24 protein-coding genes and 1 tRNA gene are annotated in these 26070 nt (G+C 64.0%); 12 read left to right on the forward strand and 13 right to left on the reverse strand.

Annotated elements, in window-relative coordinates; translation table 11 throughout:
- The first annotated feature begins 46 nt into the window (after positions 1-46).
- The 5 genes from ilvN to pbpG all read left to right on the forward strand — a co-directional run bounded on the left by ilvN (position 47) and on the right by pbpG (position 5548).
- Positions 47-538 (forward strand): acetolactate synthase small subunit, encoded by a 492-nt coding sequence (ilvN, locus tag ACO2Q9_RS10285; RefSeq protein ID WP_423310903.1) that lies wholly within the window; start codon positions 47-49, stop codon positions 536-538.
- Between the two features lie 62 nt (positions 539-600).
- The gene (ilvC, locus tag ACO2Q9_RS10290; protein ID WP_423310905.1) at positions 601-1617 is read left to right on the forward strand and encodes a ketol-acid reductoisomerase; all 1017 of its coding nucleotides are present in this window, start codon (positions 601-603) and stop codon (positions 1615-1617) included.
- Positions 1618-1754: 137 nt separating this feature from the next.
- Positions 1755-2582, forward strand: coding sequence for a CDP-diacylglycerol--serine O-phosphatidyltransferase (gene pssA / locus ACO2Q9_RS10295; protein ID WP_423311244.1), 828 nt, complete (start codon positions 1755-1757; stop codon positions 2580-2582).
- Between the two features lie 224 nt (positions 2583-2806).
- A complete protein-coding gene (locus ACO2Q9_RS10300) occupies positions 2807-4345 on the forward strand; it encodes a 2-isopropylmalate synthase (RefSeq protein ID WP_423310907.1) in 1539 nt (512 codons plus the stop codon).
- A 171-nt stretch (positions 4346-4516) separates the two neighbouring features.
- Positions 4517-5548 (forward strand): D-alanyl-D-alanine endopeptidase, encoded by a 1032-nt coding sequence (gene pbpG / locus ACO2Q9_RS10305; RefSeq protein WP_423310909.1) that lies wholly within the window; start codon positions 4517-4519, stop codon positions 5546-5548.
- Between the two features lie 20 nt (positions 5549-5568).
- On the opposite strand, the gene ACO2Q9_RS10310 is transcribed toward pbpG, so the two are convergent.
- From ACO2Q9_RS10310 to aat, 3 genes are all read right to left on the reverse strand, one after another.
- Positions 5569-6351 carry an IclR family transcriptional regulator gene (locus tag ACO2Q9_RS10310; RefSeq protein ID WP_423310911.1) on the reverse strand — a complete coding sequence of 261 codons (783 nt, stop codon included), beginning with the start codon at positions 6349-6351 and terminating at the stop codon, positions 5569-5571.
- A gap of 85 nt (positions 6352-6436) precedes the next feature.
- Positions 6437-7192 (reverse strand): arginyltransferase, encoded by a 756-nt coding sequence (locus tag ACO2Q9_RS10315; RefSeq protein WP_423310913.1) that lies wholly within the window; start codon positions 7190-7192, stop codon positions 6437-6439.
- Positions 7189-7938: a leucyl/phenylalanyl-tRNA--protein transferase gene (aat, locus tag ACO2Q9_RS10320; protein WP_423310915.1), complete on the reverse strand. Its 750-nt coding sequence runs from the start codon at positions 7936-7938 to the stop codon at positions 7189-7191. Before aat ends, ACO2Q9_RS10315 begins: the two co-directional genes overlap by 4 nt.
- Positions 7939-8029: 91 nt before the next feature.
- On the opposite strand from aat, the gene ACO2Q9_RS10325 reads away from it, so the two are divergent.
- A complete protein-coding gene (locus ACO2Q9_RS10325) occupies positions 8030-8260 on the forward strand; it encodes a hypothetical protein (protein WP_423310917.1) in 231 nt (76 codons plus the stop codon).
- Between the two features lie 40 nt (positions 8261-8300).
- Here the strand turns inward: ACO2Q9_RS10325 and ACO2Q9_RS10330 are convergent, their stop codons facing one another.
- The 8 genes from ACO2Q9_RS10330 to ACO2Q9_RS10365 form a co-directional block, all read right to left on the reverse strand.
- Positions 8301-8735, reverse strand: a complete 435-nt coding sequence (locus ACO2Q9_RS10330; RefSeq protein WP_423310919.1) for a surface-adhesin E family protein — start codon at positions 8733-8735, stop codon at positions 8301-8303.
- 129 nt (positions 8736-8864) lie between these two features.
- Entirely contained in the window at positions 8865-9578 is a 714-nt protein-coding gene (locus ACO2Q9_RS10335) for an ABC transporter ATP-binding protein (protein WP_423310921.1), read from the reverse strand.
- Positions 9571-10344 (reverse strand): ABC transporter ATP-binding protein, encoded by a 774-nt coding sequence (locus ACO2Q9_RS10340; RefSeq protein WP_423310923.1) that lies wholly within the window; start codon positions 10342-10344, stop codon positions 9571-9573. The genes ACO2Q9_RS10335 and ACO2Q9_RS10340 overlap by 8 nt, the downstream gene beginning before the upstream one ends.
- Positions 10337-11368 carry a branched-chain amino acid ABC transporter permease gene (locus ACO2Q9_RS10345; protein WP_423310925.1) on the reverse strand — a complete coding sequence of 344 codons (1032 nt, stop codon included), beginning with the start codon at positions 11366-11368 and terminating at the stop codon, positions 10337-10339. The genes ACO2Q9_RS10340 and ACO2Q9_RS10345 overlap by 8 nt, the downstream gene beginning before the upstream one ends.
- Complete coding sequence (locus tag ACO2Q9_RS10350; RefSeq protein ID WP_423310927.1) at positions 11365-12228, reverse strand: branched-chain amino acid ABC transporter permease; 864 nt, start codon at positions 12226-12228, stop codon at positions 11365-11367. The genes ACO2Q9_RS10345 and ACO2Q9_RS10350 overlap by 4 nt, the downstream gene beginning before the upstream one ends.
- Before the next feature lie 104 nt (positions 12229-12332).
- Entirely contained in the window at positions 12333-13520 is a 1188-nt protein-coding gene (locus ACO2Q9_RS10355) for an ABC transporter substrate-binding protein (protein WP_423310929.1), read from the reverse strand.
- 87 nt (positions 13521-13607) lie between these two features.
- Complete coding sequence (locus ACO2Q9_RS10360) at positions 13608-15188, reverse strand: benzoate-CoA ligase family protein (RefSeq protein ID WP_423310931.1); 1581 nt, start codon at positions 15186-15188, stop codon at positions 13608-13610.
- Positions 15189-15269: 81 nt separating this feature from the next.
- The gene (locus tag ACO2Q9_RS10365) at positions 15270-15734 is read right to left on the reverse strand and encodes a flavodoxin domain-containing protein (RefSeq protein ID WP_423310933.1); all 465 of its coding nucleotides are present in this window, start codon (positions 15732-15734) and stop codon (positions 15270-15272) included.
- Positions 15735-15828: 94 nt separating this feature from the next.
- Between ACO2Q9_RS10365 and ACO2Q9_RS10370 the strand changes: the two genes are divergently transcribed.
- The 3 genes from ACO2Q9_RS10370 to boxB are packed head-to-tail and all read left to right on the forward strand — an operon-like array spanning position 15829 to position 19902.
- Positions 15829-16758 (forward strand): helix-turn-helix transcriptional regulator, encoded by a 930-nt coding sequence (locus ACO2Q9_RS10370; RefSeq protein WP_423310935.1) that lies wholly within the window; start codon positions 15829-15831, stop codon positions 16756-16758.
- On the forward strand, positions 16755-18446 hold the full coding sequence (gene boxC / locus ACO2Q9_RS10375; RefSeq protein WP_423310937.1) for a 2,3-epoxybenzoyl-CoA dihydrolase: 1692 nt from the start codon (positions 16755-16757) through the stop codon (positions 18444-18446). The genes ACO2Q9_RS10370 and boxC overlap by 4 nt, the downstream gene beginning before the upstream one ends.
- 31 nt (positions 18447-18477) lie before the next feature.
- Positions 18478-19902: a benzoyl-CoA 2,3-epoxidase subunit BoxB gene (boxB, locus tag ACO2Q9_RS10380; protein WP_423310939.1), complete on the forward strand. Its 1425-nt coding sequence runs from the start codon at positions 18478-18480 to the stop codon at positions 19900-19902.
- Positions 19903-19915: 13 nt separating this feature from the next.
- Here boxB and ACO2Q9_RS10385 read toward each other — a convergent pair whose 3' ends face one another.
- Positions 19916-20305: a DUF488 domain-containing protein gene (locus tag ACO2Q9_RS10385; protein ID WP_423310941.1), complete on the reverse strand. Its 390-nt coding sequence runs from the start codon at positions 20303-20305 to the stop codon at positions 19916-19918.
- Between the two features lie 33 nt (positions 20306-20338).
- Here ACO2Q9_RS10385 and ACO2Q9_RS10390 point away from each other — a divergent pair.
- Positions 20339-20415, forward strand: a tRNA-Pro gene (locus tag ACO2Q9_RS10390).
- An 18-nt stretch (positions 20416-20433) separates the two neighbouring features.
- Complete coding sequence (locus ACO2Q9_RS10395; RefSeq protein ID WP_423310943.1) at positions 20434-20796, forward strand: hypothetical protein; 363 nt, start codon at positions 20434-20436, stop codon at positions 20794-20796.
- On the opposite strand, the gene argA is transcribed toward ACO2Q9_RS10395, so the two are convergent.
- Complete coding sequence (argA, locus tag ACO2Q9_RS10400; RefSeq protein WP_423310945.1) at positions 20789-22138, reverse strand: amino-acid N-acetyltransferase; 1350 nt, start codon at positions 22136-22138, stop codon at positions 20789-20791. The genes ACO2Q9_RS10395 and argA overlap by 8 nt on opposite strands.
- Before the next feature lie 113 nt (positions 22139-22251).
- Here argA and hrpA point away from each other — a divergent pair, with 113 nt between their 5' ends.
- Entirely contained in the window at positions 22252-26055 is a 3804-nt protein-coding gene (hrpA, locus tag ACO2Q9_RS10405; RefSeq protein WP_423311246.1) for an ATP-dependent RNA helicase HrpA, read from the forward strand.
- Positions 26056-26070: the final 15 nt, after the last annotated feature.

A 26070-nucleotide genomic window follows, 5' to 3' on the forward strand; every position in this document is an offset into this window, starting at 1 on the left:
GGTTACCGCCGTGCGGGGAGGGCACCGAAAAGAGGAATCACATTTCATGAAACACATCATTGCTGTCTTGCTGGAGAACGAGCCCGGCGCTCTTTCCCGCGTGGTGGGCCTGTTCTCGGCCCGTGGCTACAACATCGAATCGCTCACCGTGGCGCCGACCGAGGACCCGAGCCTCTCGCGCATGACCATCCAGACCACGGGGTCCGACGACGTTATCGAGCAGATCACCAAGCACCTGAACCGGCTCATCGAAGTCGTGAAAGTGGTGGACCTCACCGAAGGTTCGTACACCGAGCGCGAACTCATGATGGTGAAGGTGCGCGCTGTCGGCAAGGAGCGCGAGGAAATGAAGCGCATGGCGGACATCTTCCGCGGCCGCATCATCGACGTCACCGAGAAAAGCTACACCATCGAGTTGACGGGCGACCAGGCGAAGAATGACGCCTTCCTCGTGGCGATCGATCGCGGCGCGATCCTCGAGACGGTGCGCACCGGCGCCAGCGGCATCGGTCGCGGCGAACGCATCCTGCGCGTCTGAGAACGACGCCGACCTGTTCCAATCCACTCACCAAAACCACCAATCAATCCCAAGGAGATTCCATGAAGGTGTTCTACGACAAGGACTGTGACCTGAGCCTCATCAAAGGCAAGCAAGTCACGATCATCGGTTACGGCAGCCAGGGCCATGCCCACGCCCAGAACCTGAACGAAAGCGGCGTGAAGGTCACTGTCGGCCTGCGCAAGGGCGGCGCGAGCTGGTCCAAGGCCGAAGGCGCCGGCCTCGCGGTCAAGGAAGTGGCCGAAGCCGTGAAGTCGGCAGACGTTGTCATGATCCTGTTGCCCGACGAACAGATCGCCAATGTCTACAAGAACGACGTGGCCCCGAACATCAAGCAGGGCGCATCGCTCGTGTTCGCGCACGGCTTCAACGTGCATTACGGTTTCGTGCAGCCGCGCGCCGACCTTGACGTGTGGATGGTCGCGCCCAAGGCACCTGGCCATACCGTGCGCAGTACCTACACGCAAGGCGGCGGCGTGCCCCACCTCGTGGCCGTGCACCAGGACAAGACCGGCAAGGCCCGTGACCTGGCCCTGTCGTACGCGATGGCCAACGGTGGCGGCAAGGCCGGCATCATCGAAACCAACTTCCGCGAAGAAACCGAGACCGACCTGTTCGGCGAACAAGCGGTTCTGTGCGGCGGCACGGTCGAGCTGATCAAGGCCGGTTTCGAGACGCTGGTGGAAGCCGGCTACGCACCGGAAATGGCGTACTTCGAATGCCTGCACGAACTCAAGCTGATCGTCGACCTGATCTATGAAGGCGGCATCGCCAACATGAACTACTCGATCTCCAACAACGCCGAGTACGGCGAGTACGTCACCGGCCCGCGCATCGTGACCGACGAAACCAAGGCCACGATGAAGAAGGTGCTGCGCGACATCCAGACGGGCGAGTACGCCAAGAGCTTCGTGCTGGAAAACGCTGCCGGCGCGCCGACGCTCATCAGCCGCCGCCGCCTGAACGCCGAACATCAGATCGAGGTGGTCGGCGAGAAGCTGCGCGCGATGATGCCGTGGATCAAGAAGAACAAGCTGGTCGACCAGACCCGCAACTGAGTTTCCCGATCTGCGCGAGTCGGTCGTGCATCGAAAAAAAAGGCCACCTTCGGGTGGCCTTTTTGCTGACAGCGCCAAGGGTTTCAGGGCATCTTCGCTCGCTTACACTTGTCCCCATGAAACCGGACGATCTTTCCATGCCCGATGCAAGCCGTGACGTGGCGGACTCCCAGCCCGATGAGCTGGAGACCGTCGTGGTGCGCAAGCGCCGCAAGGGCATCTACATCCTGCCCAACCTCTTCACGCTGGCGGCATTGTTCGGTGGCTTCTACGGCATCGTGATGGCCATGAACGGTCGCTTCGATATGGCGGCCATCGGCATCTTCAGCGCGATGGTGCTCGACAGCCTCGATGGCCGCGTCGCACGCATGACCAACACGCAAAGCGCGTTCGGCGAGCAGATGGATTCCCTGGCGGACATGGTGTCGTTCGGTGCCGCGCCGGCATTGATCGCCTACGAATGGGCGCTCAAAGGCGTGGGCCGCTGGGGCTGGATTGCGGCATTCGTCTATTGCGCCTGCGCGGCGCTGCGTCTGGCACGCTTCAACGTGAACACCGGCGTCGTCGACAAGCGCTATTTCCAGGGTCTGCCTTCGCCGGCTGCTGCTGCGCTCGTGATCGGTTTCATCTGGATCATGACGGAGCTGGAGATCAAGGGTTACGAAGCCGAGTGGTACATGTTCTTCATCGCCCTGTACGCGGGGCTGACCATGGTGACCAACGTGCCGTTCTACAGCTTCAAGGACGTGCACATGAAGAAGAGCGTGCCGTTTGCCGTCATCGTGCTCATTGCGCTCGTGATCGCCATCATCAATATCCATCCGCCGACCGTACTGTTCGGCCTGTTCGTGATCTACGGCGTGAGCGGCTATGTGATCTACGGCTGGCGCAAGGCCAAGGGCCTGCAGACCAGCGTGATCAGCACGTCCACCGACGAACCCGACGAACGCGGGCTTCACAAGTAGGGCTCATGGAGAACCCGTAGAAGGGCTCTCCGTTTCTTGTGCTACATTTGCCGCCATGAACCGAATTTCGCTGGCACTACTGCTATCCCCCGACGGGCGGAGACGGTAGCGCGCGCGCAATCCAGAACCACAAAGGCCCGTATGCACCCGCAACGGGCCTTTTGTTTTGTGCGTCCGTTTTTCGATGTTGCGGGGTTCGATCAGGAAATAACAGGAGTTCCCAGATGACCGACAAATTGATCATTTTCGACACCACCTTGCGCGACGGCGAGCAGTCGCCGGGCGCTTCGATGACCAAGGACGAGAAGCTGCGCATCGCGCGGCAACTGGAGCGTCTGAAGGTCGATGTGATCGAGGCCGGCTTCCCGGCCAGCTCGAACGGCGATTTCGAGGCCGTGCAGTCGATCGCCGCAGCGATCAAGGATTCCACCATCTGCGGCCTTTCGCGCGCCAATGACCGCGACATTGCCCGCGCCGCTGAAGCGCTCAAGCCCGCCAACAGGGCCCGCATCCACACCTTCATCGCGACGTCGCCGCTGCACATGGAGAAGAAACTGCGCATGACGCCTGATCAGGTGTTCGAGCAGGCCAAGCTCGCGGTGCGCTTTGCGCGCAACCTCGTGGATGACGTCGAGTTCAGTCCCGAAGACGGCTATCGCAGCGACGTGGACTTCCTCTGCCGCGTGCTCGAGGCCGTGATCAAGGAAGGCGCCACGACGCTGAACATTCCCGACACGGTGGGCTATGCGATCCCCGAGTTGTACGGCGACTTCATCAAGACGCTGCGCGAGCGCGTTCCCAACAGCGACAAGGCCATCTGGTCGGTGCATTGCCACAACGACCTGGGCATGGCGGTGGCGAACTCGCTGGCCGGCGTGAAGATCGGCGGTGCGCGCCAGGTGGAGTGCACGATCAACGGGCTGGGCGAGCGCGCGGGCAATTGCTCGCTCGAGGAAATCGTGATGGCCGTGAAGACCCGCAAGGACTATTTCGGGCTGGACCTGAACATCGATCCGCAGCACATCGTCGCGGCCAGCCGCATGGTGAGCCAGACGACAGGCTTCGTGGTGCAGCCCAACAAGGCCGTGGTCGGCGCGAACGCTTTCGCGCACGCCTCCGGCATCCACCAGGACGGCGTGCTCAAGGCGCGGGACACCTACGAAATCATGCGCGCGGAAGACGTGGGCTGGACGGCCAACAAAATCGTGCTGGGCAAGCTCAGCGGCCGCAACGCTTTCAAGCAGCGCCTGCAGGAACTCGGTGTGCAACTCGACAGTGAAGCCGAAGCCAACGTGGCGTTCGCCAAATTCAAGGAACTCGCAGACCGCAAGAGCGAAATCTTCGACGAAGACATCCTCGCGCTGGTGAGCGACGAGTCGGTCACGAGCGAAAAAGAGCAGTACGGTTTCGTGTCGCTGTCACAGCACAGCGAGACCGGCGAGCGGCCCCATGCGCGCATCGTTTTCACCGCTGACGGCAAGGAAGTCAGCGCGCAATCGGACGGCAACGGCCCTGTCGACGCATCCCTGAAAGCCATCGAAACACACGTCAAAAGCGGTGCAGAGATGGTGCTCTATTCCGTGAATGCCATAAGCGGTTCAACGGAGAGCCAGGGAGAAGTGACAGTCCGCTTGCAGAACTCCGGCCGGGTGGTGAATGGGGTGGGCGCAGACCCTGACATCGTGGTCGCATCGGCGAAGGCTTATCTCAGTGCTCTCAACAAGTTACAGAGCAAAGCTGACAGGGTGGCCGCGCAAGGATAAGGGTAAACCCTTATAACGACTTTACACTTTTAAGAAAGCCGCGCAAGTAATTGATATTGCGCGGCTTTTTTTCTTTCGTTAAACTCGCGGCGTCAACCTGCCTGGAGATCCCACATCATGCAAGCTTCATTTGCTTCCAAACCGGTCAACGCACTGAGATTTTGGTTGCAAATGCTCGCAGTTTGCACGTTCATTCTGGCGCTGGTTTCGCTGCCTGAAGCCCATGCCGCCGCTGCCAAGCGCAAGGTAACGGTCGTCAAGAAAAAGCCGCAGACCACGGTTGCCAAGCGCAAGACCGTGAGGTCAGCGCCGGTGGCCATCCGCAACAAGAAGGCCATCGTCAAGGTTTCAGCACCGCCGCGTCCTTCTTATGGCCAGATTGCCGGCCTGCACAACACGCAGGACGATCTCGACCTCAAGTCGAGCGTGGCCCTGGTGATCGACCAGGACACCAACGAGGTCCTGTTCAGCAAGAACGACCAGGCTGTGCTTCCAATTGCCTCGCTGACCAAGCTGATGACCGGCTTGCTCGTGAGCGAAGCGAAGCTGCCGATGGACGAGATGATCACCATCACGCAGGCCGATGTCGACACCGAGAAGGGCAGTCGCTCGCGCCTTCGCGTGGGCACCACGCTCAGCCGCGGCGAACTGATGCACCTGGCGCTGATGTCCAGCGAGAACCGGGCTGCTCACGCGCTGGGCCGTACCTATCCGGGTGGCCTCGAGGTGTTCGTGAATGCGATGAACGCCAAGGCGCAGACGCTGGGCATGCGCGACACGCGCTATGTCGAGCCCACGGGCCTGTCCAGCCGCAACCAGTCCAGCGCGCACGATCTGGCAACGCTGGTCGGCGTGGCCTACAACGATCCGATGCTGCGCGACTATTCCACGTCGCCGGACCATGAGGTGATGGTTGGCAAGCAGACGCTGCAGTACAACAACACCAACCGCCTCGTGAAGAATCCGTCGTGGGACATCGGCCTGCAGAAGACGGGCTACATCAGTGAAGCCGGCCAGTGCCTTGTGATGCAGGCCAAGATCGCCGGCCGCAAGCTGATCATGGTGTTCCTGGATTCCGCCGGCAAGCTGAGCCGTCTTGGCGATGCCGAGCGCGTGCGCCGCTGGGTCGAAGCGAATCCTGCGCCGGCCCTCCCGGCGACGCCGCTGCCCGTGCCCGTGGTTGCGCGTCAGGTCAACGGCTGATTCTTCTTTGAAGCCGGGGTTCAACGGCCGGGCGTGAAGCCCAGCGCGCCTGAAATCTCGTCCGCGGTCGACTGCAGCTTGGGCAGCCAGCCTTCGTCCAGACGGTCGGCTGGGGCCGAGATCGACAGGCCTGCCACCAGCTTTCCCTGATCGTCATAGATGCCGGCGGCCATGCAGCGGACGCCCAACTCCAGTTCTTCGTTGTCGCGCGCCAGTCCGTACTGGCGTGCCTTCGACAATTCGCGTTCGAGCACGGGCAACTGCGTGATGCTGTTTCGGGTATGGCCGGCCAGGCCGGTGCGCGTGGCGTAGGCGCGCACGCGTTGCGGATCGTCTGCGGCGAGGAACAGCTTGCCGGTGGACGTGAGGTGCAGCGGCGCACGGCCCCCGATGGCCCGCACCACCTGCATGCCGGAGCGCTCGCTGTAAGCGCGCTCGATGTAGACGATCTCGTCGCCCTGGCGCATGCTGAGATTCACCGGTTGCTGGATCTGCTTGTGCAGTTCGCGCATGGGCAGCAACGCGGCATCACGTACGTTCAGCCGGCCCTTCACCAGATTGCCAAGCTCCAGCAGGCGCATGCCCAGGCGGTAGCTGCCGGCCTCGGGCCGGTCGACGAAGCGGCCGACGGCCAGGTCATTGAGGATGCGATGGGTGGTGGAGGGGTGCAGGCCGGTTTTCTCGCTGATCTCCTTGAGCGAGACGGCATCCTCGCGCGAGGCGAGAACGTCGATGAGGGAGAACATCCGCTCGATCACCTGGATGGTCGGCGTGGCGGCGACGCTGGAATCAGCTTTTCTCATGAGAAGGGCCCGTACTGCAGACGAGTCGGATTTTACTTTATGAAATGCCGGCGTGCGCGGATCGACGCAAAGCAATCCGAATTCATTACGCGGGGCTGTCCTGGACGTCCTGCGCGCGCCATTGTCCGTCGCGCAGCACTTCACTCGGCCTGAAGCGCGACTTGTAGTTCATCTTCGGGCTCGCCTCGATCCAGTAGCCGAGGTAGACGTAAGGGAGCTTGAGCTGGCGTGCCTGCTCGATCTGCCACATCACGCTGTAGGTGCCGTAGCTGGCTTGGGGCTCGGGTTCGTAGAAGGTGTAGACCGCCGAGATGCCGTCGTTGAGCACGTCCAGGATGGACACCATGCGCAGCGCACCCGGCGAACCGTCCTCGCGTGTCTCGCGGAATTCCACCAGCCGTGAATTCACCCGGCTCTGCAGGAGGAACTGGGTGTACTGGTCGATGCTGTCATGGTCCATGCCGCCGCCGGAGTGGCGGCCGTTCTGGTAGCGCAGGTAGAGGTGGTAGTGCTCCGGCACGAAGCAGAGTTTGAGCACGCGCACCTGCAGGTTCGAATGCTGCGCCAAGGCCCTTCGCTGGCTGCGGCTGGCCCTGAATTGCGAAGCCACTACGCGCAGGGGCACGCAGGCCTGGCAGCCGTCGCAATAGGGTCGATACGTGAACATGCCACTGCGACGGAACCCGCTGGTCACGAGGTCGGAGTACGCATCGTTGTGGATGAGATGGCTGGGCGTTGCAACCTGGGACCGTGCCTGTCGCCCCGGCAGATAGCTGCAGGGGTAGGGTGCAGTCGCATAGAACTGCAGTGTCTGTAGCGGCAGGTCCTTGAGGTGCGTCACGTCTGCGGGTGGCGGAGTGCAGAAAGTTCGTCCCAGTATACGGGCTCGAAGCGCCATGGGAAGGGTTGTGCCTTTGTGCTGTCGGCCAGACCCGACACGAAGTCGGCCCGGGGGATTTCGCGCGCGCCCAGCGAGGCGAGATGCCGCGTGTTCTGCTGGCAGTCGATCCGGTCCACGCCGTGGCGCAGGCACAGCGCGACCAATGCGGACAGGGCGATCTTGGACGCGTCGGTGCGGCGCGCGAACATGGACTCCCCGAAGACGGCGCGACCCAGTGCCACGCAGTAGAGACCACCGACGAGTTCATCGTCGATCCATGTCTCCACGCTGTGCGCGCTGCCGGCGGCATGAAGCGCTTCGTAAGCCTGGATCATGTCCTCCACGATCCAGGTTCCCGACTGGCCTTCGCGCGGGCTTTGGGCACAAGCGCGCACGACCTCACCGAAGGCGGTATCGATCCGCAATTCGCAGCCCGGTGTCTGGGCGAAGCGATGCAGCGCCTTGCGCAGCGAACGGTGCAGCCGGAACTCGGATGGGTGCAGCACCATCCGGGGGTCGGTGCTCCACCAGAGGATGGGTTGCCCTTCACTGAACCACGGGAAGATGCCCTGCGAATACGCGGCGCGCAGCGTCGGCACGTCCAGCACCCCGCCGGCCGCGAGCAAGCCGGGCGCGGGCGTGCTCGCACCCCACGCACGCGAGGGCGGGGGGAAAGGTTGCGATGGTTCGAGCCAGGTGAGCTTCATGCAAATCCGGACATTCCTGCGGTGATTGTCCGGGCAGTGGCAATCGTACGCGCGACCTGATAGCGTCGACCACCGTCATGAAAGATATCCGGTGAAAGAAAAGCTGGGGGCGCTCCGTTTCGTGCTGCTCGCCATCCTGATGTGGAGCGCGGGCGCCATGTTCGCTGCGGTCTGGATGTGGCTGTTCGGCTTTCACCTCACGAGCTTCCAGGCCAAGCTGCTGGTGATCGTGTTCGGCGTGCTGGGGCTGGTGTTCGGCCTCGTGCAGGTGGCGCGCGGCCGGGTCCATGGCGATGGTGGAGAGCAGGGCGGGAGTAACTGATACGCCCGGGATGCCGGAACGCCTGAACGCCGCCCGCAACTTACTCGCGGAGTTCGCGGATCGGGCAGGCGGCGCGGATGATCCGCTGCGTCGGGTTGGGTTCGACATCCAGGAAGAGCATCTGGCGTGTCGGGCCGACAGAGTAGTCGGTCGTGACGTGTGACGTGCCCTGCCACAGCGGCTGGCTGAAAAACTCACCCCAGAGATATTTGGCGGTGCGCTTGCCGCAGTCGATCTGCACGCGGGCGTTGTACGAACGGTAGGGCACGCCCTCCCAGTTCCTGCGTTCGGCCGAGCGGCTGATGCGCAGCTTCATGATGCGGCCGGCTTCGTTCACTTCGACCGGCACCGGATCCACCTGGATGGTGTTGACGTTCGGATCCTTCTCGGAACCCATGACTGTGAACCATACCGTCTGCGCGCGGCCCGAAAGGGCAGCAACGCACAGGCACAGACCCACCAACCATTTGTTCATTGAACCCCCGTCGTTGTTTGGCATTTCGAGCCGACTTGTCGCGCGATTGTCGCAAAACCAGCGACAAAAGTCGTGCGCAAAGAAGCAATTTCAATGCCCTGGTTGTGACGGGCCCGGATTCGCCAGCCGTCAGACGCCCAGATGCTGCTCCAGCATGGCGGGCTGGGCCACCAGTTCGGCCGTCGACCCGGCGTAGACCACTTGCCCCTTGACCAGGATGACGTTGCGGTCGGTGATCCGGGTGACGTGCTTCCAGTTCTTGTCCACGATGACGCTGCTGATGCCGGTCTCGCGGATCAGTCCGCAGATGCGCCAGATCTCGCGGGCGATCAGCGGGGCCAGGCCTTCCGTCGCCTCGTCGAGGATCAGCACGTCGGGGTTGGTCATCAGCGCGCGGCCGATGGTCAGCATCTGCTGCTCGCCGCCGCTGAGCTGCTGGCCGCCGTGGCCCAGCCGCTCCTTGAGGCGGGGAAAGGTCTCCAGAACGCGTTCGTAGGTCCAGTCGCGCTGGCCGCGCGTGCCGGTGCGGGCCGCCATCTGCAGGTTCTCGACTACGCTCAGGTTGCCGAAAATGCCGCGGCCTTCGGGCACGTAGGCGATGCCCAGCTGCGCCACCTCATAGGGCGGACGGTGCGTCATGTCACGCCCGGTGATGCGCACCTGTCCGCTGCGTGGTTTGACCAGACCCATGATGCTCTTGAGCAGCGTGCTCTTGCCCATGCCGTTGCGGCCCATGAGGCCGATGGTCTCGCCGCGCGCGACGGAGAAGTCGACGCCACGCAGCACATGGCTCGCGCCGTAGTAGGTGTTGAGGCCCGTCGCCTCGATCAGCATCTCAGCCATGGTGAGCCTCCTCCTCGCCGAGATAGGCGGACTGCACACCCGCATCGGCACGCACGGCAGCGGGCGCGCCGCTGGCGATGACCTGGCCGTTGACCATCACCGTGAGGTGATCGGCCAGCGCGAACACGGCGTCCATGTCGTGCTCGACGAGCATCATCGCGTGCTCCTGCTTCAGGCGCAGCAGCAGCGCAACCATGCGTTCGGCTTCGGCGACACCCATGCCGGCCAGCGGCTCGTCCAGCAGCAGCACCTGCGGCTGCGTGGCCAGCGTCATGGCGATCTCGAGCTGGCGCTGTTCGCCGTGGCTGATGGTGCCGGCGATCGCGTCGCGTCGCGCCGTCAGGCCTGCGAGTTCGATGGCACGCCCGGCGCGCTCGCGTGTCGGCGCGAAACTGTCGGCGCGATGCAGCCAGCGCAGCGCATGCGGTGCGCGCGATTGCGCGGCGAGCTGCACGTTGTCCCACACGGTGAAGGGCGCGAAGATGTTCGTCTTCTGGTAGCTGCGGCCAAGGCCCTTGCGCGAGATGGCGTCGGGCTTGATGCCGGTGATGTCATGACCACCGAGCGTGACCTGCCCCGAGGTCGGTGCGATGTCACCGGACAGCAGGTTCGTCAGCGTCGACTTGCCGGCACCGTTGGGACCGATGACGGCATGGATGCGGCCACGCCACAGGTCGAGCGACACGTCGTTCACGGCAGCCAGCCCACCGAAACGCTTGGTCAGGTTGCGCGCGACGAGCAGGACTTCAGATGCCGTGTCAGTCATGCGACACCTCCTTGTCTGCGGACGGCGCACGCCGCTGCGTGATCTGCTGCACCAGACCAAGCAGACCGCGCGGCGCCAGCAGCACCACCAGCACAATGAAGCTGCCCATCCACAACTGCCAGTGCTTGCCGGTGTTGAAGCTGCCGATGGCCGGCAGGTCCTTGAAGACGTGCAGCAGGTACTCGAAGGCAAATGCGCCGACGATCGCGCCCGCGAAGTTGCCCATGCCGCCGAGGATGACCATCATGATCGCGTGCGCGCTCATGTGGAAACCCATCAACTCGGGGTTCACGAAGCCCGTCTGTGCACCCCAGAGGTAACCCGCAAGACCCGCCAGCGCGCCGGCCAGCGTGAACGCCGAGAGCTTGTAGCCGAAGGTGCTGAAACCGATGGCGCGCATGCGGTGCTCGTTCACGCGGATACCTGCGAGCGTGCGACCGAATGGACTCCACAGCAGGCGTCGCAGGAACACGTAGATCAGTACAAGCAGCGCGAGCACGAAGTAATAGAAGACGCGCTTGTTCTCCAGGTCGAACGCCAGCCATCCGAAGATGGACGCGTCGGGCCGGAAGTTGATGTACAGACCGTCGGAGCCGCCCAGCACCTTGTTGTCGAAGAACAGGTAGAAGATCATCTGGGCGAAAGCCATCGTCACCATGATGAAGTAGATGCCGTGCGTGCGCACCACGAAGAATCCGATGATGAGCGCCACGGCTGCCGAGGCCAGCACCGCGACGGGCAGTGTCCACCAGAGGCTGACCGGTTCACCCTGCGGCGTGAGGAAGGCGAGGGCGTAACCGGCCACGCCGAAGTACGCCGCATGACCGAGCGAGACGAGGCCCGTCACGCCCTGAAGCAGGTCCAGGCTCATCGCGAAGATCGCCAGGATCATCATGCGCGCGACCATTTGCGTGTAGAAATCGCTGCCCACGAACGGGAAGGCTGCCAGGGCGATCAAGCCCAGCACCATGACGAACTGCACGCTGCGCGGCAGCTGCTCGAGATTTGCGCGGGGACTGCTCATTGCCGGAACAAGCCTTCAGGCTTCCAGAGGAGAACCGCTGCCATCAGCATGTACACGAGCATGCCCGCCACCGAAGGCAGCAGCACCTTGCCGAAGGTATCGACCAGGCCGACGAGCAGCGCGGCGATGAGTGCGCCACGCACCGAGCCGATGCCACCGATGACGACGACCACGAAACACATGATCAGCACCTGCGAACCCATGTTCGGGTAGACGCTGGAAATCGGCGCGGCGATCATGCCGGCCACCGTGGCCAACGCCACGCCCAGCGCGAACACGATCGCATGGATCAGCTTGATGTTGATGCCCAGCGCCTCGGCCATGTCGCGGTTGAACGCGCCGGCGCGGATCTTCATGCCCAGTCGCGTCCTGGCGATGAGAAGGTACAGGCCGATGGCCAGTACGATGCAAAGCCCCGACATGAAGAGCCGGTACACCGGGTACGACAGCGTGTCGGTCAGCGGGATCGACGCGGAGAGCAACGAGGGAATTTCCACGCCGTGTACGTCGTCGCCCCACAGCAGAGAACGGACTTCCTCGAAGATGTAGATGAGGCCGAAGGTCAGCAGCACCTGGTCCAGGTGATCGCGCTTGTAGAAGTGGCGGAACAGCAGCCATTCGAGTGCGAGCCCGAACACCACCGACAACGCCGCACCAAGCACGATGGCCACGGCAAGGTTGCCCGTCATGCTGGAGAGCGACCACGCGAGGTAAGCGCCCAGCATGTAGAAGCTGCCGTGCGCGAGATTGACCACGCCCATGATGCCGAAGATCAGCGTCAGGCCGGCGGCCAGCATGAACAGCAGCAGGCCGTACTGCACGCTGTTGAGTATCTGAATCAGGAAGTTCGCTAAATCCATGAACCTGTCGGGCCAACTCATCCACACAAAAAAAACGGCGGACCGCATCCGCCGTCACTGACATCGCATGCAGCCCGGAGGCTGCATGCCTCGTTGCGATGGGCTCAGCCCATGCGGCAACCGGCACCGGAGTCGGCCAGCGCCTTGGCGGCCACGCCGATCACCTTGTTCTCCTTGTTCTCGACCACGCGCAGGTACATGTCCTGCACGGGGTTGTGCGACTTGCTCATCGTCCACTTGCCGCGCGGGCTGTCAATGGTGGCGGACTCCATTGCCTTGTACAGCGCGGCCTTGTTGTTCAGGTCGCCCTTGACCGCAGCGGCGCCCTGCACCAGCAGCAGGCCGGTGTCGTAGCCCTGCACCGAGTACACGTCGGGTTGCATGCGGAACGCCTTCGCGTATTCCAGGCGGAACTGCTTGTTGCGCGGCGTGTCCAGCGAATCGCTGTAGTGCATCGTGGTGATGATGCCGTCGGCCGCAGGGCCGGCTGCATCGAGCACGCCTTCGGTGAGGAAGCCCGAGCCGTACAGCGGGATCTTGCCCTTGAGGCCTGCAGCCGCGTAGTCACGGATGAACTTGGCGGCGCCGCCGCCTGCGAAGAAGCAGGCCACGGCATCCGGCTTGAGCGCAGCGATCTCGGTGAGCAGCGCCTGGAACTCGACGTTGGGGAAGGGCAGGCCCAGTTCCTTGACGATGGTGCCGCCTGCCTTGGTGTAGCTTTCCTTGAAACCTTCGAAGGCTTCGTCGCCGGCCGCGTACTTCCAGGTGATCCACACCGCCTTCTTGTGGCCCTTGGCCACCATGGCCTGGCCCAGCGCGAGCGTGGGCTGCGAATTGGTGAAGCTGGTGCGGAACACATTGGGCGCGCACAGCGCGCGCGTGGCTGCATGCACGCCGGCGTTGGGGATGAGGTTGAGCACGCCCGAGTCGCGCGCGACCTTCTGGATGCCCATCTGCACGCCCGAGTGCACCGTGCCGATCAGCACGTCCACCTTGTCGCGCTGCACCAGCTTGTTGGCGTTCTCGATGCCCTTGGACGGCTCGGACTCGTCGTCCACCTTGAACCATTCGATTTCGCGACCCCCGAGCTTGCCGCCCTTTTCATCGATGGCCATGCGCACGCCGTTCTCGATGGCAACACCCAGTTGAGCGAAGGTGCCGGTGTAGGGCAGCATGAAACCCACCCGCACCTTGTTGCCTTGTGCACGCACGATCTGCGGCAGAAGCAAGCCGGTGGAAGCGGCGCCGATGACGGCGGCGCTGCGGGTGAGGACGAGTCGGCGAGAGGTCATGGTTGTCTCCTTTTAATTTAGGCTTGAAGCAAATCTAACGCAGGACTTTTGTGCAACGCCACATGATTTACCCCAATGAAAGCGCGCTTACCGCGCCTGCGCACGCAAACGGAATCGCTGGATCTTGCCGGTCGCGGTCTTGGGCAGTTCGTTCACGAACTCGATCCATCGCGGGTACTTGTACGGCGCGAGCTGGTTCTTCACATGCACCTTCAGATCTTCGGCTGTCGCCGTCTGGCCGGGCTTGAGTACCACATAGGCCTTGGGCTTCACGAGCTCGTCGGTGTCGGCAACGCCGATGACGGCAGCCTCCAGCACGCAAGCATGCGTCATCAGCGACGCCTCGACCTCGAACGGGCTCACGTAAATGCCGCCGACCTTGAGCATGTCGTCGCTGCGACCGCCGTAGGTGTAGTAGCCGTCCTTGTCCCGTGTGTACTTGTCGCCGCTGCGCGTCCATTCGCCGGCGAAGGTCTGCTTGGTTTTCGCGCGGTTGTTCCAGTACATCAGCGCCGACGTGGGGCCACTGATCTGCAGTTCGCCGATCTCGCCATCGCCGCAGACCTGACCGTCGTCACCCACGATGCGTAGCTGATAGCCCGGCACCGCCATGCCCGTCGTGCCGTAGCGCACCTGGCCCGGCCGGTTGGACAGGAAGATGTGCAGCATTTCGGTGGAGCCGATGCCGTCGAGGATCTCGCAGCCGTATTCGCCCGTCCACTTCTTGCCGATCTCGGCGGGCAAGGCCTCGCCTGCGCTGGTGCACACGCGCAGGTTGAGTTCGGCCTTCTTCGGCCGTGCGGCATCCGCGAGCAGGCCCGCGAACAATGTGGGCACGCCGTAGAACACGGTGGGCTGGTATTTCTTCAGCACGTCGAACACGTCAGCCGGGGTCGGGCGTGCGGGCAGCAGCACGGCTGTGGCGCCCACGCTCATGGGGAACGTGAGCCCGTTGCCCAGGCCGTAGGCGAAGAAAAGTTTCGCGGCGGAATAGACGACATCGTCCTCGCGGATGCCGAGAATGGCGCGGCCATAGAGTTCGGCCGTCTGGATCAGGTGGCTGTGCAGATGCACCGTGCCCTTGGGCGTGCCGGTCGAGCCGCTCGAATAGAGCCAGAAGCAGGCTTCGTCGGCGCAAGTCGGCGTCACTTCGGGCGTTGCCGGCGCAGCTGCGACGAGACCCGCAATGCTCTGGTGCTTGCCCGCATCCATCGTGCCGCCGACGATGACGGTCTTGAGCGAGCGCACGTCGGCCAACCAGGGCTCGAACTGCGCGAGCAGGGCGTCCGACACGATGAGCGCCTGCGCACGCGAGTCGCGCGCCATGAACTCGAAGTCCTTCGCCGTCAGCAACGTGTTCGCCGCGACGGGTACCACGCCCGCCAGAATGCTGCCGAGGAACGCAACCGGCCACTCCAGCGTGTCGAGCATCGCGAGCAGCACGCGGCTCTCGCGCTCGATGCCTTGTACACGCAACGCATTGGCAAAGCGGTGCGCCCGCTCGCTGAGTTGCGCGTAGGTGAGCGTCTCGCCGGAGATGGCGTCGATGAAGGCGACCTTGCTGCCGCGCGTCGCATTGCGCGCCAGCAGGTCATGCGCGGCGTTGAACTCGCGCGGAATTTCTACATGGGGCGGACTGACGCTATGGTCCGCTCGGCTGATCTGCATGCTGTCTCCATCCGGGGTCTTGTTCTCGAAGCGGGTTGCCCTGGTTTTTATCGGCAGGCCCGCGGCATTCTTCGTTTCAGGTCATGCGGGCGTTCCGGCCAGCGCCAGCGCGAGCCACTCGCGGCACCACTCGGTGCCTTCGGTTTCGGCCAGCGTGCCGGCGCTCGCGTCATGGCACCAGACTTCGCCGATGCGATGTGCGCCCAACCCCTGCAGGCGCTCGTCGAATTTCTTGCCGCCGAAGCAGAAGGTCTGCATGTAAGTGCGGTCGCCCAGCGCGATGACGCCGTAGCGGACATGGCCGAGGAACTTGGGGTTGGTGTCCAGCGAGTCGTACAGGGCGCGCGCGTTGTCCGGCACGTCGCCCGACCCGTAGGTGGATGTGCAAATGAGATAAAGTGCATCTTCGTCGAAAACGCTGATGTCCAGCCCGTCCATCAACGTGACTTCGATGTCGCTGACGAGGTCGGCGCAATCCATCTGGATCGCTTGGGCGACATAGTCTGCGGTGCTCGTCATGGTGCCCACGAGGATCTTGAGCTTCATGGTGTCTCCAGAATGCAATAAACTGCTTGACATGAAAGTGATAGGAAGTATACTGCAATCTTGATGTATCGCAAATCTTTTTTGAAAAGACCGCATGCAACCGACCGTCGCGACTGAAATGGAAGCCAAGGCCACGCTCGCCGAACTCGGTGCCCGTGTGCGCGCGTGGCGTGCCCGCCGCGGCATGACGCGCAAGCAACTCGCGGCCGACTCGGGCCTGAGCGAACGCTTCCTGGCCGACGTCGAAAGCGGCAAGGGCAATGTGTCCATCAATTCGCTGGAGGCTGCGGCCCAGGCGCTGAACATCTCCATCCTCGACCTGCTGCACGATGCGCCGCGCCCCGCGCTGGCCCGCGTGCAGGGCATGCTCGCCCGGCTGGACGACACGCAGCTCGACCAGGCGTATTCGCTGCTGGGCAGTACCTTCGGCCTGGCCGATGCGCAGGGCCGCGAACAGCGGGTCGCGCTCATCGGTCTGCGCGGCGCCGGAAAATCCACGCTCGGCGCACAGCTTGCGGCGGAACGCGGCGTGCCCTTCATCGAACTCGACCGCGAGATCGAGCGCGAAGCCGGCACCAGCATGAATGAAATCCTGCTGCTTCACGGTCAGGCCGGGTATCGCCGCTACGAACGTCGCGCGCTGTTCCGCATTGCCGAAGACCACGCCGACGGCGTCGTCATGACCACCGGCGGCTCCATCGTGAGCGAGCGCGAGACCTTCGACCTCCTGCAAAGCCGCTTCTACTGTGTCTGGCTCAAGGCCAGCCCCGAAGAACACATGAGCCGCGTCGTGGCGCAGGGTGACATGCGCCCGTTCGACACGACGCGCGGCGCGACGAATGAAGCGATGGAAGACATCCGCCGCATCCTCTCGAGCCGCGAAGCGCTGTATGCACGTGCGGATGCCGTGGTCGACACGGCTGCCCGCACCCCCCGTCAATCACTCAAGGACCTGGAGCGGGCCGTTCCCGCGCAGGCCGCACCCAACACCAACGCCAATATTTCCAAGGAGACACCCCGATGAATGCAATGACCGAACCCCTCCTGTTCAAGCAGGGCGAGCGCGAACTGGTGCGCTTCGGCACCCACCCCACCAAGTACCAGCACTGGACGCTGTCGGTCGATGGCGACGTGGCGCGCCTCAAGCTCGACATCAACGAAGACGGCGGCATCAAGCCCGGCTACAAGCTCAAGCTCAACAGCTACGACCTGGGCGTGGACATCGAACTGCACGACGCGATCAACCGCATCCGCTTCGAGCACCCCGCCGTGAAGGTGGTGGTGTTCGAATCGGGCAAGGAAAAGATCTGGTGCTCGGGCGCCAACATCTACATGCTGGGTTTGTCGACGCACGGCTGGAAGGTGAACTTCTGCAAGTTCACCAACGAGACGCGCAATGGCCTGGAAGACTCCTCGCGCAACGAAGGCCTGAAGGCCATTGCCGCCGTCACCGGCGCCTGCGCAGGCGGTGGTTATGAACTCGCGCTGGCCTGCGACCGCATCGTGATGGTGGACGACCGCTCGTCCACCGTGAGCCTGCCCGAAGTGCCGCTCCTCGGCGTGCTGCCCGGCACCGGCGGCCTGACCCGCGTCACCGACAAGCGCAAGGTGCGCCGTGACCTGGCCGACATCTTCTGCACGACCAGCGAAGGCGTGCGCGCCGACCGCGCGAAAGACTGGAAGCTGATCGACGACCATGCCAAGCCGCAGCAGTTCGGCGCGCTGATCGACGCCGAAGTGAACGCGCTCAAAGCCCAGTCCGGCCGCAACGGCCCGGCGCAAGGCATCGAGCTCACGCCGCTCAAGGCCACGATCGACGACGCCGGTTACCACTACGAAACCGTGGATGCACTCGTGGACCGCGAAACGCGCATCGCCACCATCACGGTGAACGCACCCCAGGCGTCCATCGAATCGACGCCGGCCGCCATCGAAGCCGCCGGCGCGAACTGGTGGCCGCTGAAAGTCCAGCGCGAACTGGACGACGCCATCCTCAACCTGCGCACCAACGAACTCGAAGTCGGCACCTGGGTCTTCAAGACCCGTGGCGACGCCAACCTGGTGATGCAGGCCGACGCCGTGCTCGAGCAGAACAAGGGACACTGGCTGGTTCGCGAAACCATTGGCGCGCTGCGACGCACGCTGGCCCGCATCGACGTGACCAGCCGCTCGCTGATCGCGCTGGTGGACGAAGGCTCGTGCTTCGCCGGCACGTTCTATGAACTCGCGCTGGCCTGTGACCGGATCTACATGCTGGACCTGCCGGACTCGCCCGATGCTGCGCCCGCGCTGCGCCTGAATGCCGCCAACTTCGGCCGCTACCCGGCAGTGAACGGCCTCACGCGCCTGCAGACGCGTTTCAACGAAGACACGAAGACCATCGAGCAACTGCAGGGCCTGAACGACAGCCCGCTGCGTGCCGACCAGGCGCTGGCGCTCGGCCTCGTCACGCTCACGCCTGACGACATCGACTGGGAAGACGAGATCCGCATCATGCTGGAAGAGCGTGCGTCGCTCTCGCCCGACGCCATGACCGGCATGGAAGCCTCGCTGCGCTTCCCCGGCAAGGAGACGATGGAGACGCGCGTGTTCGGCCGCCTGTCGGCATGGCAGAACTGGATCTTCATCCGCCCGAATGCGGTGGGTGAAGAGGGCGCACTGAAGCTCTTCGGCACCGGCAAGAAAGCCCGTTTCGACTGGAAGCGCGTCTGACGATCAACGAGACAAACAGGAAAGCAACACCATGAGCACGATCGACCTGCAAGCCCTCATCCCCAACAACGTGAACCTGGCGGACAACCGCCAGCTTCAGCGCGCGCTGGAGCACTGGCAACCCGCGTTCCTCAACTGGTGGGACGAGATGGGCCCGAGCGACTTCAAGGCAAAAGAGGTCTACCTGCGCACCGCCGTCGGCGTGGACGCGCAAGGCTGGGCCAGCTACGGCTACACGCCCATGCCCGACTACCGCTGGGGCATCTTCCTGGCCGACAAGGAAGAGAACCGCAAGATCGGCTTCGGCGACCACATGGGCCAGGACGTCTGGCAGGACGTGCCCGGCGAATACCGCTCGACCTTCCGCCGCCTGATCGTCACGCAGGGCGACACCGAGCCCGCGTCGGTGGAGCAGCAGCGCCTGCTGGGCCACACCGCCCCGTCGCTGTACGACCTGCGCAACCTGTTCCAGGTGAACGTGGAAGAGGGTCGCCACCTCTGGGCCATGGTCTACCTGCTGCACGCGCACTTCGGACGCGACGGCCGTGAAGAAGCCGAAGAACTCCTCATGCGCCACAGCGGCGACGCCGACAAGCCGCGCATCCTGGGTACATTCAACGAACCGATGGACAACTGGCTGTCGTTCTTCATGTTCACCTACTTCACCGACCGCGACGGCAAGTTCCAGCTCAAGAGCTTCGCCGAATCCGCGTTCGACCCGCTGGCGCGCACCACGCGCTTCATGCTGACCGAAGAAGCGCACCACATGTTCGTGGGCGAGACGGGCGTCGGCCGCGTCATCAAGCGCACGCTCGAAGTGATGAAGGAACTCGACACCGACAACCCCGCCGAGCTGCGCAAGGCCGGCGTCATTGATCTGCCGACCATCCAGAAGTTCATGAACTTCTGGTTCACCAGCTCGCTCGACCTGTTCGGCTCGGAAGCGTCGTCCAACGCCGCCAACTATTTCAGCAACGGCATCAAGGGCCGTCCGGACGAAGCCAAGTTCGCCGACCACGTGGAAGCCGGCACCGAGATGACCATCGACGTGCCCGACGGCAACGGCGGCGTGAAGACCGAAACCATCTCGGTGCGCAACGGCATCAACGAAGTCACGCGCCTGGAATACGTGAAGGACTGCAACGTCGGCGTGACCCGCTGGAACATGGCCATCAAGCGCGCGGGCGTGGACCTGGAACTCAAGCTGCCGTCCATCCGCTTCCGTCGCGAAGTGGGTGTCTGGGGCGGCGCGCACACCGACCCGCAAGGCAACCCGATCACCGCCGCCGAATTCGAGGCGAAGAAGGACCAGTGGCTGCCGACCGAAGACGACGTGCGTTTCGTCAAGAGCCTGATGAACCGCGTCATCGAGCCCGGCAAGATGGCCGCGTGGATCGCACCGCCGGACCGTGGCATCAATGCCAACCCGGTCGAGTACGAGTATGTGAAGCTTTGATTCGCCGCTGAACTCAGTCGACGATGTCCGCGTCGCGTTCCACAAGGAGCGCGCGCAGCACGGACCGGTGGCAGCGCGATTCATCCTCGCAATAGCACCCGACCGAGAAACTGCCGTGCCGCGACATCGCGGCCAGCAGGTCGAGGCTGCGGCTCGCATCGGCCCCGGCCATCTCGGTGCGGTAGCGCTTCGTGAACGCGGCCCAGTCCTTGTCGGTGGTGGCTTCCTGGCCCAGCTTCATCGTCTCGGGCGTCGGCGCGAGGTTGGGGTACCACACGTCGTACCAGTTCCGGCTGGCGAACTCCGTCTTCGGCACCCCACGCGGCGGCCGGCGGACGGTGCCGATGCGCAAACCCTCGTCCGGCGCACGTTCGCCGCCCAGTCTCACGATGCGGATGCTCATGGAAATCTCCTCACGGTAGAATGCGTCCTTCGTCGGAGCGTAGCGCAGTCTGGTAGCGCATCTGGTTTGGGACCAGAGGGTCGTAGGTTCGAATCCTATCGCTCCGACCATTGACCTCCCGCATCCCCATGAACAGCGAAGACAGTGCCCTGACACCCGCTTCCTCGCCTGCGGAAACTCCCCCCCAAGCCCCGGCACGATTCACGCACCCCAAGGCGCGTCTGGCCTTCATGCTGTCGGTGGCGGGCGTTGTCGGGCATTCGTTCATCACGCTTGCCTTCCTCGCCTTCGCGGGCGCCAGTTCGAGCGACGAAAGCCTGATGGCCTTCGGTATCTTCGTCGGCGTCACCGCTTTCCTTTTTCTCGGCTACATGCTGGCCGTGATGTTCTGCCTGCAGACCAGCCGCCGCAGGCTGGCGATCTGGATCGCGTGGTCGCCGATGCCGGTGCTGTTCGTACTCGGCGTGCTGGTGCAGGCCCTGATCAGCTGAGCTTCTTCACCAGCACCTGGCTTTTCCGGTCCCAGTTGTACTTGCGCTTGCGGGCTTCGGGCAGCCAGTCGGGGTCGACCTGCACGAAGCCGCGTTTCAGGAACCAGTGCATGGTGCGGGTGGTGAGGACGAAGATGCTGTCCAGGCCCATGGCGCGGGCGCGTTGTTCGACGCGTTTGAGCACTTTCTCGCCGTCGCCCTGGCCCTGGCTCTGCGGTGAGACGGTGAGGGCGGCCATTTCGCCGGTTTTGGCTTCGGGGTAGGGGTAGAGCGCAGCACAGGCGAAGATCACACCGTCGTGCTCGACCACGGTGTAGTGGTCGGCGTCGCGTTCGATTTCGGTGCGGCTGCGCTTGACCAGCGTGCCGTCTTTCTCGAAGGGCTCGATGAGTTGCAGGATGCCCGCGACGTCGTCGGCCGTGGCTTCACGCAGTTCTTCCAGCTTCTCGTCGATGACCATGGTGCCGATGCCGTCGTGCACATAGATTTCCAGCAGCAGCGAGCCGTCCACCGAGAAGGGCAGGATGTGGCTTCGTTCCACGCCGGCCTTGCAGGCCTTCACGCAGTGCTGCAGGTAGAACGCGGCGTCGGTGGGCGACTGGGGCGCGGCCAGCGTCTGCAGCAGTTGCTCGGCGGCGGCCAGCGGCAGCTCGGTGTCGATGGGGTTGTCTTCGCCTTCGGGCTCGGTCGGCTTGATGCGGATGCCTGGAATCTCGGTAAGGAACACAAGCTTGTCCGCCTGCAGCGCAATCGCCACGCTGGTCGCCACTTCTTCCATGGTGAGGTTGAAGGCCTCGCCGGTGGGCGAGAAGCCGAAGGGCGACAGCAGCACCATGGCGCCGAAGTCCAGCGTGCGCATGATGCCGGCCACGTCCACCTTGCGCACGAGGCCCGAATGCTGGAAGTCCACGCCGTCCACGATGCCCACGGGCCGTGCGGTGAGGAAGTTGCCCGAGATCACTCGCACGGTAGAGCCGGCCATGGGCGTGTTGGGCAGCCCCTGGCTGAACGCGGCCTCGATCTCGTAACGCAACTGACCGGCGGCCTCCTGCGCGCAGTCCAGCGCGACTTCGTCGGTGATGCGCATGCCGTGCGAGTACTTCGCTGCATGGCCCTTGGCCTTGAGTTGTTCGTTCACCTGCGGGCGGAAGCCGTGCACCAGCACGATCTTCACGCCCATGCTCTGGATGAGCGCCAGGTCCTGCGCCAGATGCGCCAGCTTGCCTGCCGCGATGGCTTCACCCGCGATGCCGACCACGAAGGTCTTGCCGCGGTGCATGTGGATGTACGGCGCGACAGAGCGGAACCACGGGACGAAGGTGAAATTGAAGACGGCAGACATGGGGTGGGGCTGGGATAATCCGCGATTCTCTACGAAGTTGCCCCTTGTCCGCCGAGCCCCTGAAAATCGAGTTCCCCGAGTCGCTGCCTGTGTCGGGCAAACGCGACGACATCATGGCTGCGCTCGCGGAGCACCAGGTCATCATCGTCTGCGGCGAGACGGGTTCGGGCAAGACCACGCAGTTGCCCAAGATCGCGCTGGCCATGGGCCGGGGCAAGCTGAATCATCCCGGTCAACGCGGGCACCTCATCGGCCACACGCAGCCGCGCCGCATCGCCGCGAGTTCGGTGGCCAAGCGCATTGCCGAAGAACTGCACACACCGCTGGGCGAAGTGGTGGGCTACAAGGTGCGCTTCCAGGACAGGCTCAGCCGCGACGCGTCGGTCAAGCTCATGACGGACGGCATCCTGCTGGCCGAGACGCAGACCGATCCGCTGCTCAAGGCCTACGACACGCTGATCATCGACGAGGCGCACGAGCGCTCGCTGAACATCGACTTTTTGCTGGGCTACATCCGGCAGATATTGCCGCGTCGTCCCGATTTGAAGGTGATCGTCACGTCGGCCACCATCGATGCGGACCGGTTCGCGCAGCACTTCGCGTCAGCGCAGGGGCCGGCGCCGGTCATCATGGTGTCGGGCCGGCTGTTCCCGGTAGAGCAACGCTGGCGTCCCTTCGAGGAGAGCCGCGACCACGACCTGAACGACGCCATCGCCGACGCGGTGGACGAGCTCTGGCGCGACTCGCGCGGCAGCGGCGACATCCTCGTCTTCCTGCCGGGCGAACGCGAAATCCGCGAGGCGGCGGATCATCTGCGCAAGCACCTGAGCCACCAGCCGGTATTGCGCAACGCCGAAGTGCTGCCGCTGTTCTCGCGCCTGTCGCAATCCGAGCAGGAGCGCGTGTTCGATTCGCACGCCGGGCGCCGCATTGTGCTGGCCACCAACGTGGCCGAAACCTCGCTCACCGTGCCGGGCATCCGCTACGTCATCGACGCGGGCACGGCGCGCGTGAAGCGCTACAGCTTCCGCAGCAAGGTGGAGCAGTTGCTGGTGGAACCCGTGAGCCAGGCTGCTGCCAACCAGCGTGCGGGCCGTTGTGGCCGCGTGGCCGACGGTATCTGCATCCGCCTCTACGACGAGAAGGACTTCGCGGGCCGTCCTCGTTTCACCGACCCGGAAATCTTGCGCAGCTCGCTGGCGGGCGTCATCCTGCGCATGAAGTCGCTGCATCTGGGTGTGGTGGAGGAATTCCCGTTCCTCGACCCGCCGCAGCGCCGCGCGATTGCCGACGGTTACCAGTTGCTCAACGAACTCGGCGCGGTGGACGACGCGAATGAGCTCACGCCGCTCGGCGGTGAGCTCGCACGCCTGCCGCTCGACCCGCGCGTCGGCCGCATGATCATCGAAGCGCGCGAACGCCAGGCGCTGGACGAAGTGCTCGTCATCGCGTCCGCGCTGTCGGTGCAGGACGTACGCGACCGGCCGCTCGAAGCGCAGCAGGCGGCCGACCAGGCACATGTGAAGTTCGACGACGAGAAGAGCGAGTTCAGCGGCTACCTCAAGCTCTGGAAATGGCTGGAGACGGCGCGCGGCGGGCATGGCGACACCCACCGCCTGAGCAACCGGCAATACGAGCAGTTGCTGCGGCAGAACTTCGTGAACGTGCGCCGCGTGCGTGAGTGGCGAGACATCCACAGCCAGTTGCACACCGTCGTGGCCGAGCACAAGTGGCGACTCAACACCACGCCCGCAAGCTACGAGCAACTGCACATGTCGATGCTGTCGGGGTTGCTGGGCAACATCGGCTGCAAGCTCGAAGATGAGGACGTGTACCTCGGCGCGCGTGGCATCAAGTTCCACCGCCATCCGGGCGCGCACCTGTCGAAGAAGCCGGGCCGCTGGATCGTCTGCGCCGAACTGGTGGAGACGACCCGCCTCTTCGGCCGCGGCATCGCGGGCATCGAGCCGCAGTGGATCGAGACCGTGGCCGGGCATCTGCTGAAGAAGCAGTTGCTCGACCCTCACTACGAGAAGAAGACCGCCGAGGTAATGGCGCTGGAGCGCGCCACGCTCTATGGCCTCGTCGTCTACAGCGGGCGCCGCGTGAACTTCGGCCGGGTCGATCCGCAGGCGGCGCGCGAACTCTTCATCCGCGAGGCGCTGGTCGGCGGGCAATGGGAGACACGCCTGCCGTTCCTGGCCGCCAACCGCAAGCTGCTGCGGCAGGTGGAAGAGCTCGAACACAAGTCGCGCCGGCAGGACGTGCTGGTGGACGAGGAACTGATCTTCGCCTTCTATGACCAGCAGGTGCCGCAGGACGTGATGAGCGGCCAGCAACTGGAAGACTGGTGGCGCAGTGAGTCGAAGGCGAAGCCCGACCTGCTGCTGCTCACGCGTGAAGAACTGATGCGTCACGAGGCCGCCGGCGTCACGACCCAGGCGTTTCCGCGCACGGTGCGGCTGGGCGGCGTGGATTGCGCCGCGACCTACCTGCACGAACCCGGCGATCCGAAAGACGGGCTCACGGCAACGGTGCCGCTCTTCGTGCTGAACCAGGTGAGCGAAGAGCGCTGCGAGTGGCTGGTGCCCGGCATGCTCAAGGACAAGATCCAGGCGCTGCTGAAAAGCCTGCCGCAGAAGCCGCGCTCGCGCTTCGTGCCGCTGCCCGAGGCTGCCGCGCGCCTCGCGCAGGTGCTGGGCACGCCGGAAAACTTCGGCAACGGCTCGCTGACGGATGTGCTGCTCAAACAGGTGCGGCAGGAGACCAGCCTCGACGTGAAGCGCGCCGACTTCAAGCTCGACATGTTGCCGCCGCACATGTTCATGAATTTCCGCGTGGTGGACGAGCATGGCCGCCAGCTCGGAACCGGGCGCAACCTCGGTGCACTCAAGGCCGAACTCGGCGCACAGGCGCGTGGGGCATTCCAGGCGCTCGCCGGGCTGAAACTGGCGGACGCGCCGCAAACTGCGCCGACGCCTGCAACGCAGGGTGCAGCGCAGAAGGCGCAAGGTGACAAGGCCGGCAAGCCTGCACCTGCCGCCGCGCCGGCGACCAGAGCCATGGAGCCGCAGCGCTACACCGCCTGGACTTTCGGCGAGCTCCCCGAGCTCATGGAAATCCGCAAGGGTGGCCAGACGCTCATCGGCTTTCCGGCGCTGGTCGATCTGGGGGATGCGGTAACGGTCGAAGTGTTCGACGAGCACGAAGTCGCGCAGGCGAAGCACCGCATCGGGCTGCGCCGCCTGTTCGCGCTGCAACTTCGCGATGCGCTCAAGTACCTCGAGAAAAACGTTCCCGACCTGCAGAAGATGGCGGTGGCGTTCATGCCACTGGGCACGATGGAAGAACTGCGCCAGCAGATCATCGACGTCGCGCTGGACCGTGCCTTCCTGCTGGACCCGTTGCCCACGAGCGAGGCTGAGTTCAAGCGTCGTGTGGAAGAAGGGCGGGGGCGTCTCACGCTGATTGCGAACGAAGTGGCGCGCCTTGCGGGTGTCATCCTCATCGAATATGCGACGGCCGCACGCAAGATCAAGGACACGAAAATCCAGCCTGACGCCACAGCCGACGCGTCACAGCAGTTGCAGCGTCTGGTGACCAGGCGCTTCATGGCCAACACGCCATGGTCGCAGTTGCAGCATTTCGCGCGCTATCTCAAAGCGGTGACCTTGCGGCTGGACAAACTGCGCGCTGATCCCGCGCGTGATGCGGCCAAGCTGGCAGAACTGCGCCCTCAGGAGCAGCGTTACTGGCGTCTTGTGGCGGAGCGCAAGGGCGTGATGGACGAGCGCATGCTCGAATTCCGCTGGCTCCTGGAGGAATTGCGCGTGAGCTTCTTCGCGCAGGAACTGCGTACGCCCCAGCCCGTGAGCCTCAAGCGGCTCGACAAGGCGTGGGCGCAGCTTTCGAACTGATCTCTTCAGGACCTT

Origin of the sequence: Variovorax sp. VNK109 (assembly GCF_049445855.1) — a bacterium.
Lineage (GTDB): Bacteria > Pseudomonadota > Gammaproteobacteria > Burkholderiales > Burkholderiaceae_C > JAGOCV01.

Bases quoted from the DNA above. Each gene is read 5' to 3' on its own strand.
- aat (WP_423310915.1), bottom strand. From the start codon at position 7,938: ATGAAGCTCACCTGGCTCGAACCATCGCAACCTTTCCCCCCGCCCTCG.
- ACO2Q9_RS10385 (WP_423310941.1), bottom strand. From the start codon at position 20,305: ATGAGCATCCGCATCGTGAGACTGGGCGGCGAACGTGCGCCGGACGAG.
- boxB (WP_423310939.1), top strand. From the start codon at position 18,478: ATGAGCACGATCGACCTGCAAGCCCTCATCCCCAACAACGTGAACCTG.
- ACO2Q9_RS10310 (WP_423310911.1), bottom strand. From the start codon at position 6,351: ATGAGAAAAGCTGATTCCAGCGTCGCCGCCACGCCGACCATCCAGGTG.
- ACO2Q9_RS10355 (WP_423310929.1), bottom strand. From the start codon at position 13,520: ATGACCTCTCGCCGACTCGTCCTCACCCGCAGCGCCGCCGTCATCGGC.
- pbpG (WP_423310909.1), top strand. From the start codon at position 4,517: ATGCTCGCAGTTTGCACGTTCATTCTGGCGCTGGTTTCGCTGCCTGAA.
- pssA (WP_423311244.1), top strand. From the start codon at position 1,755: ATGCCCGATGCAAGCCGTGACGTGGCGGACTCCCAGCCCGATGAGCTG.
- ACO2Q9_RS10350 (WP_423310927.1), bottom strand. From the start codon at position 12,228: ATGGATTTAGCGAACTTCCTGATTCAGATACTCAACAGCGTGCAGTAC.
- ACO2Q9_RS10340 (WP_423310923.1), bottom strand. From the start codon at position 10,344: ATGACTGACACGGCATCTGAAGTCCTGCTCGTCGCGCGCAACCTGACC.
- boxC (WP_423310937.1), top strand. From the start codon at position 16,755: ATGAATGCAATGACCGAACCCCTCCTGTTCAAGCAGGGCGAGCGCGAA.
- ACO2Q9_RS10370 (WP_423310935.1), top strand. From the start codon at position 15,829: ATGCAACCGACCGTCGCGACTGAAATGGAAGCCAAGGCCACGCTCGCC.
- argA (WP_423310945.1), bottom strand. From the start codon at position 22,138: ATGTCTGCCGTCTTCAATTTCACCTTCGTCCCGTGGTTCCGCTCTGTC.
- ACO2Q9_RS10300 (WP_423310907.1), top strand. From the start codon at position 2,807: ATGACCGACAAATTGATCATTTTCGACACCACCTTGCGCGACGGCGAG.
- ACO2Q9_RS10345 (WP_423310925.1), bottom strand. From the start codon at position 11,368: ATGAGCAGTCCCCGCGCAAATCTCGAGCAGCTGCCGCGCAGCGTGCAG.
- ACO2Q9_RS10365 (WP_423310933.1), bottom strand. From the start codon at position 15,734: ATGAAGCTCAAGATCCTCGTGGGCACCATGACGAGCACCGCAGACTAT.
- ACO2Q9_RS10335 (WP_423310921.1), bottom strand. From the start codon at position 9,578: ATGGCTGAGATGCTGATCGAGGCGACGGGCCTCAACACCTACTACGGC.
- ilvN (WP_423310903.1), top strand. From the start codon at position 47: ATGAAACACATCATTGCTGTCTTGCTGGAGAACGAGCCCGGCGCTCTT.
- ilvC (WP_423310905.1), top strand. From the start codon at position 601: ATGAAGGTGTTCTACGACAAGGACTGTGACCTGAGCCTCATCAAAGGC.
- ACO2Q9_RS10395 (WP_423310943.1), top strand. From the start codon at position 20,434: ATGAACAGCGAAGACAGTGCCCTGACACCCGCTTCCTCGCCTGCGGAA.
- ACO2Q9_RS10360 (WP_423310931.1), bottom strand. From the start codon at position 15,188: ATGCAGATCAGCCGAGCGGACCATAGCGTCAGTCCGCCCCATGTAGAA.
- hrpA (WP_423311246.1), top strand. From the start codon at position 22,252: ATGGCTGCGCTCGCGGAGCACCAGGTCATCATCGTCTGCGGCGAGACG.
- ACO2Q9_RS10330 (WP_423310919.1), bottom strand. From the start codon at position 8,735: ATGAACAAATGGTTGGTGGGTCTGTGCCTGTGCGTTGCTGCCCTTTCG.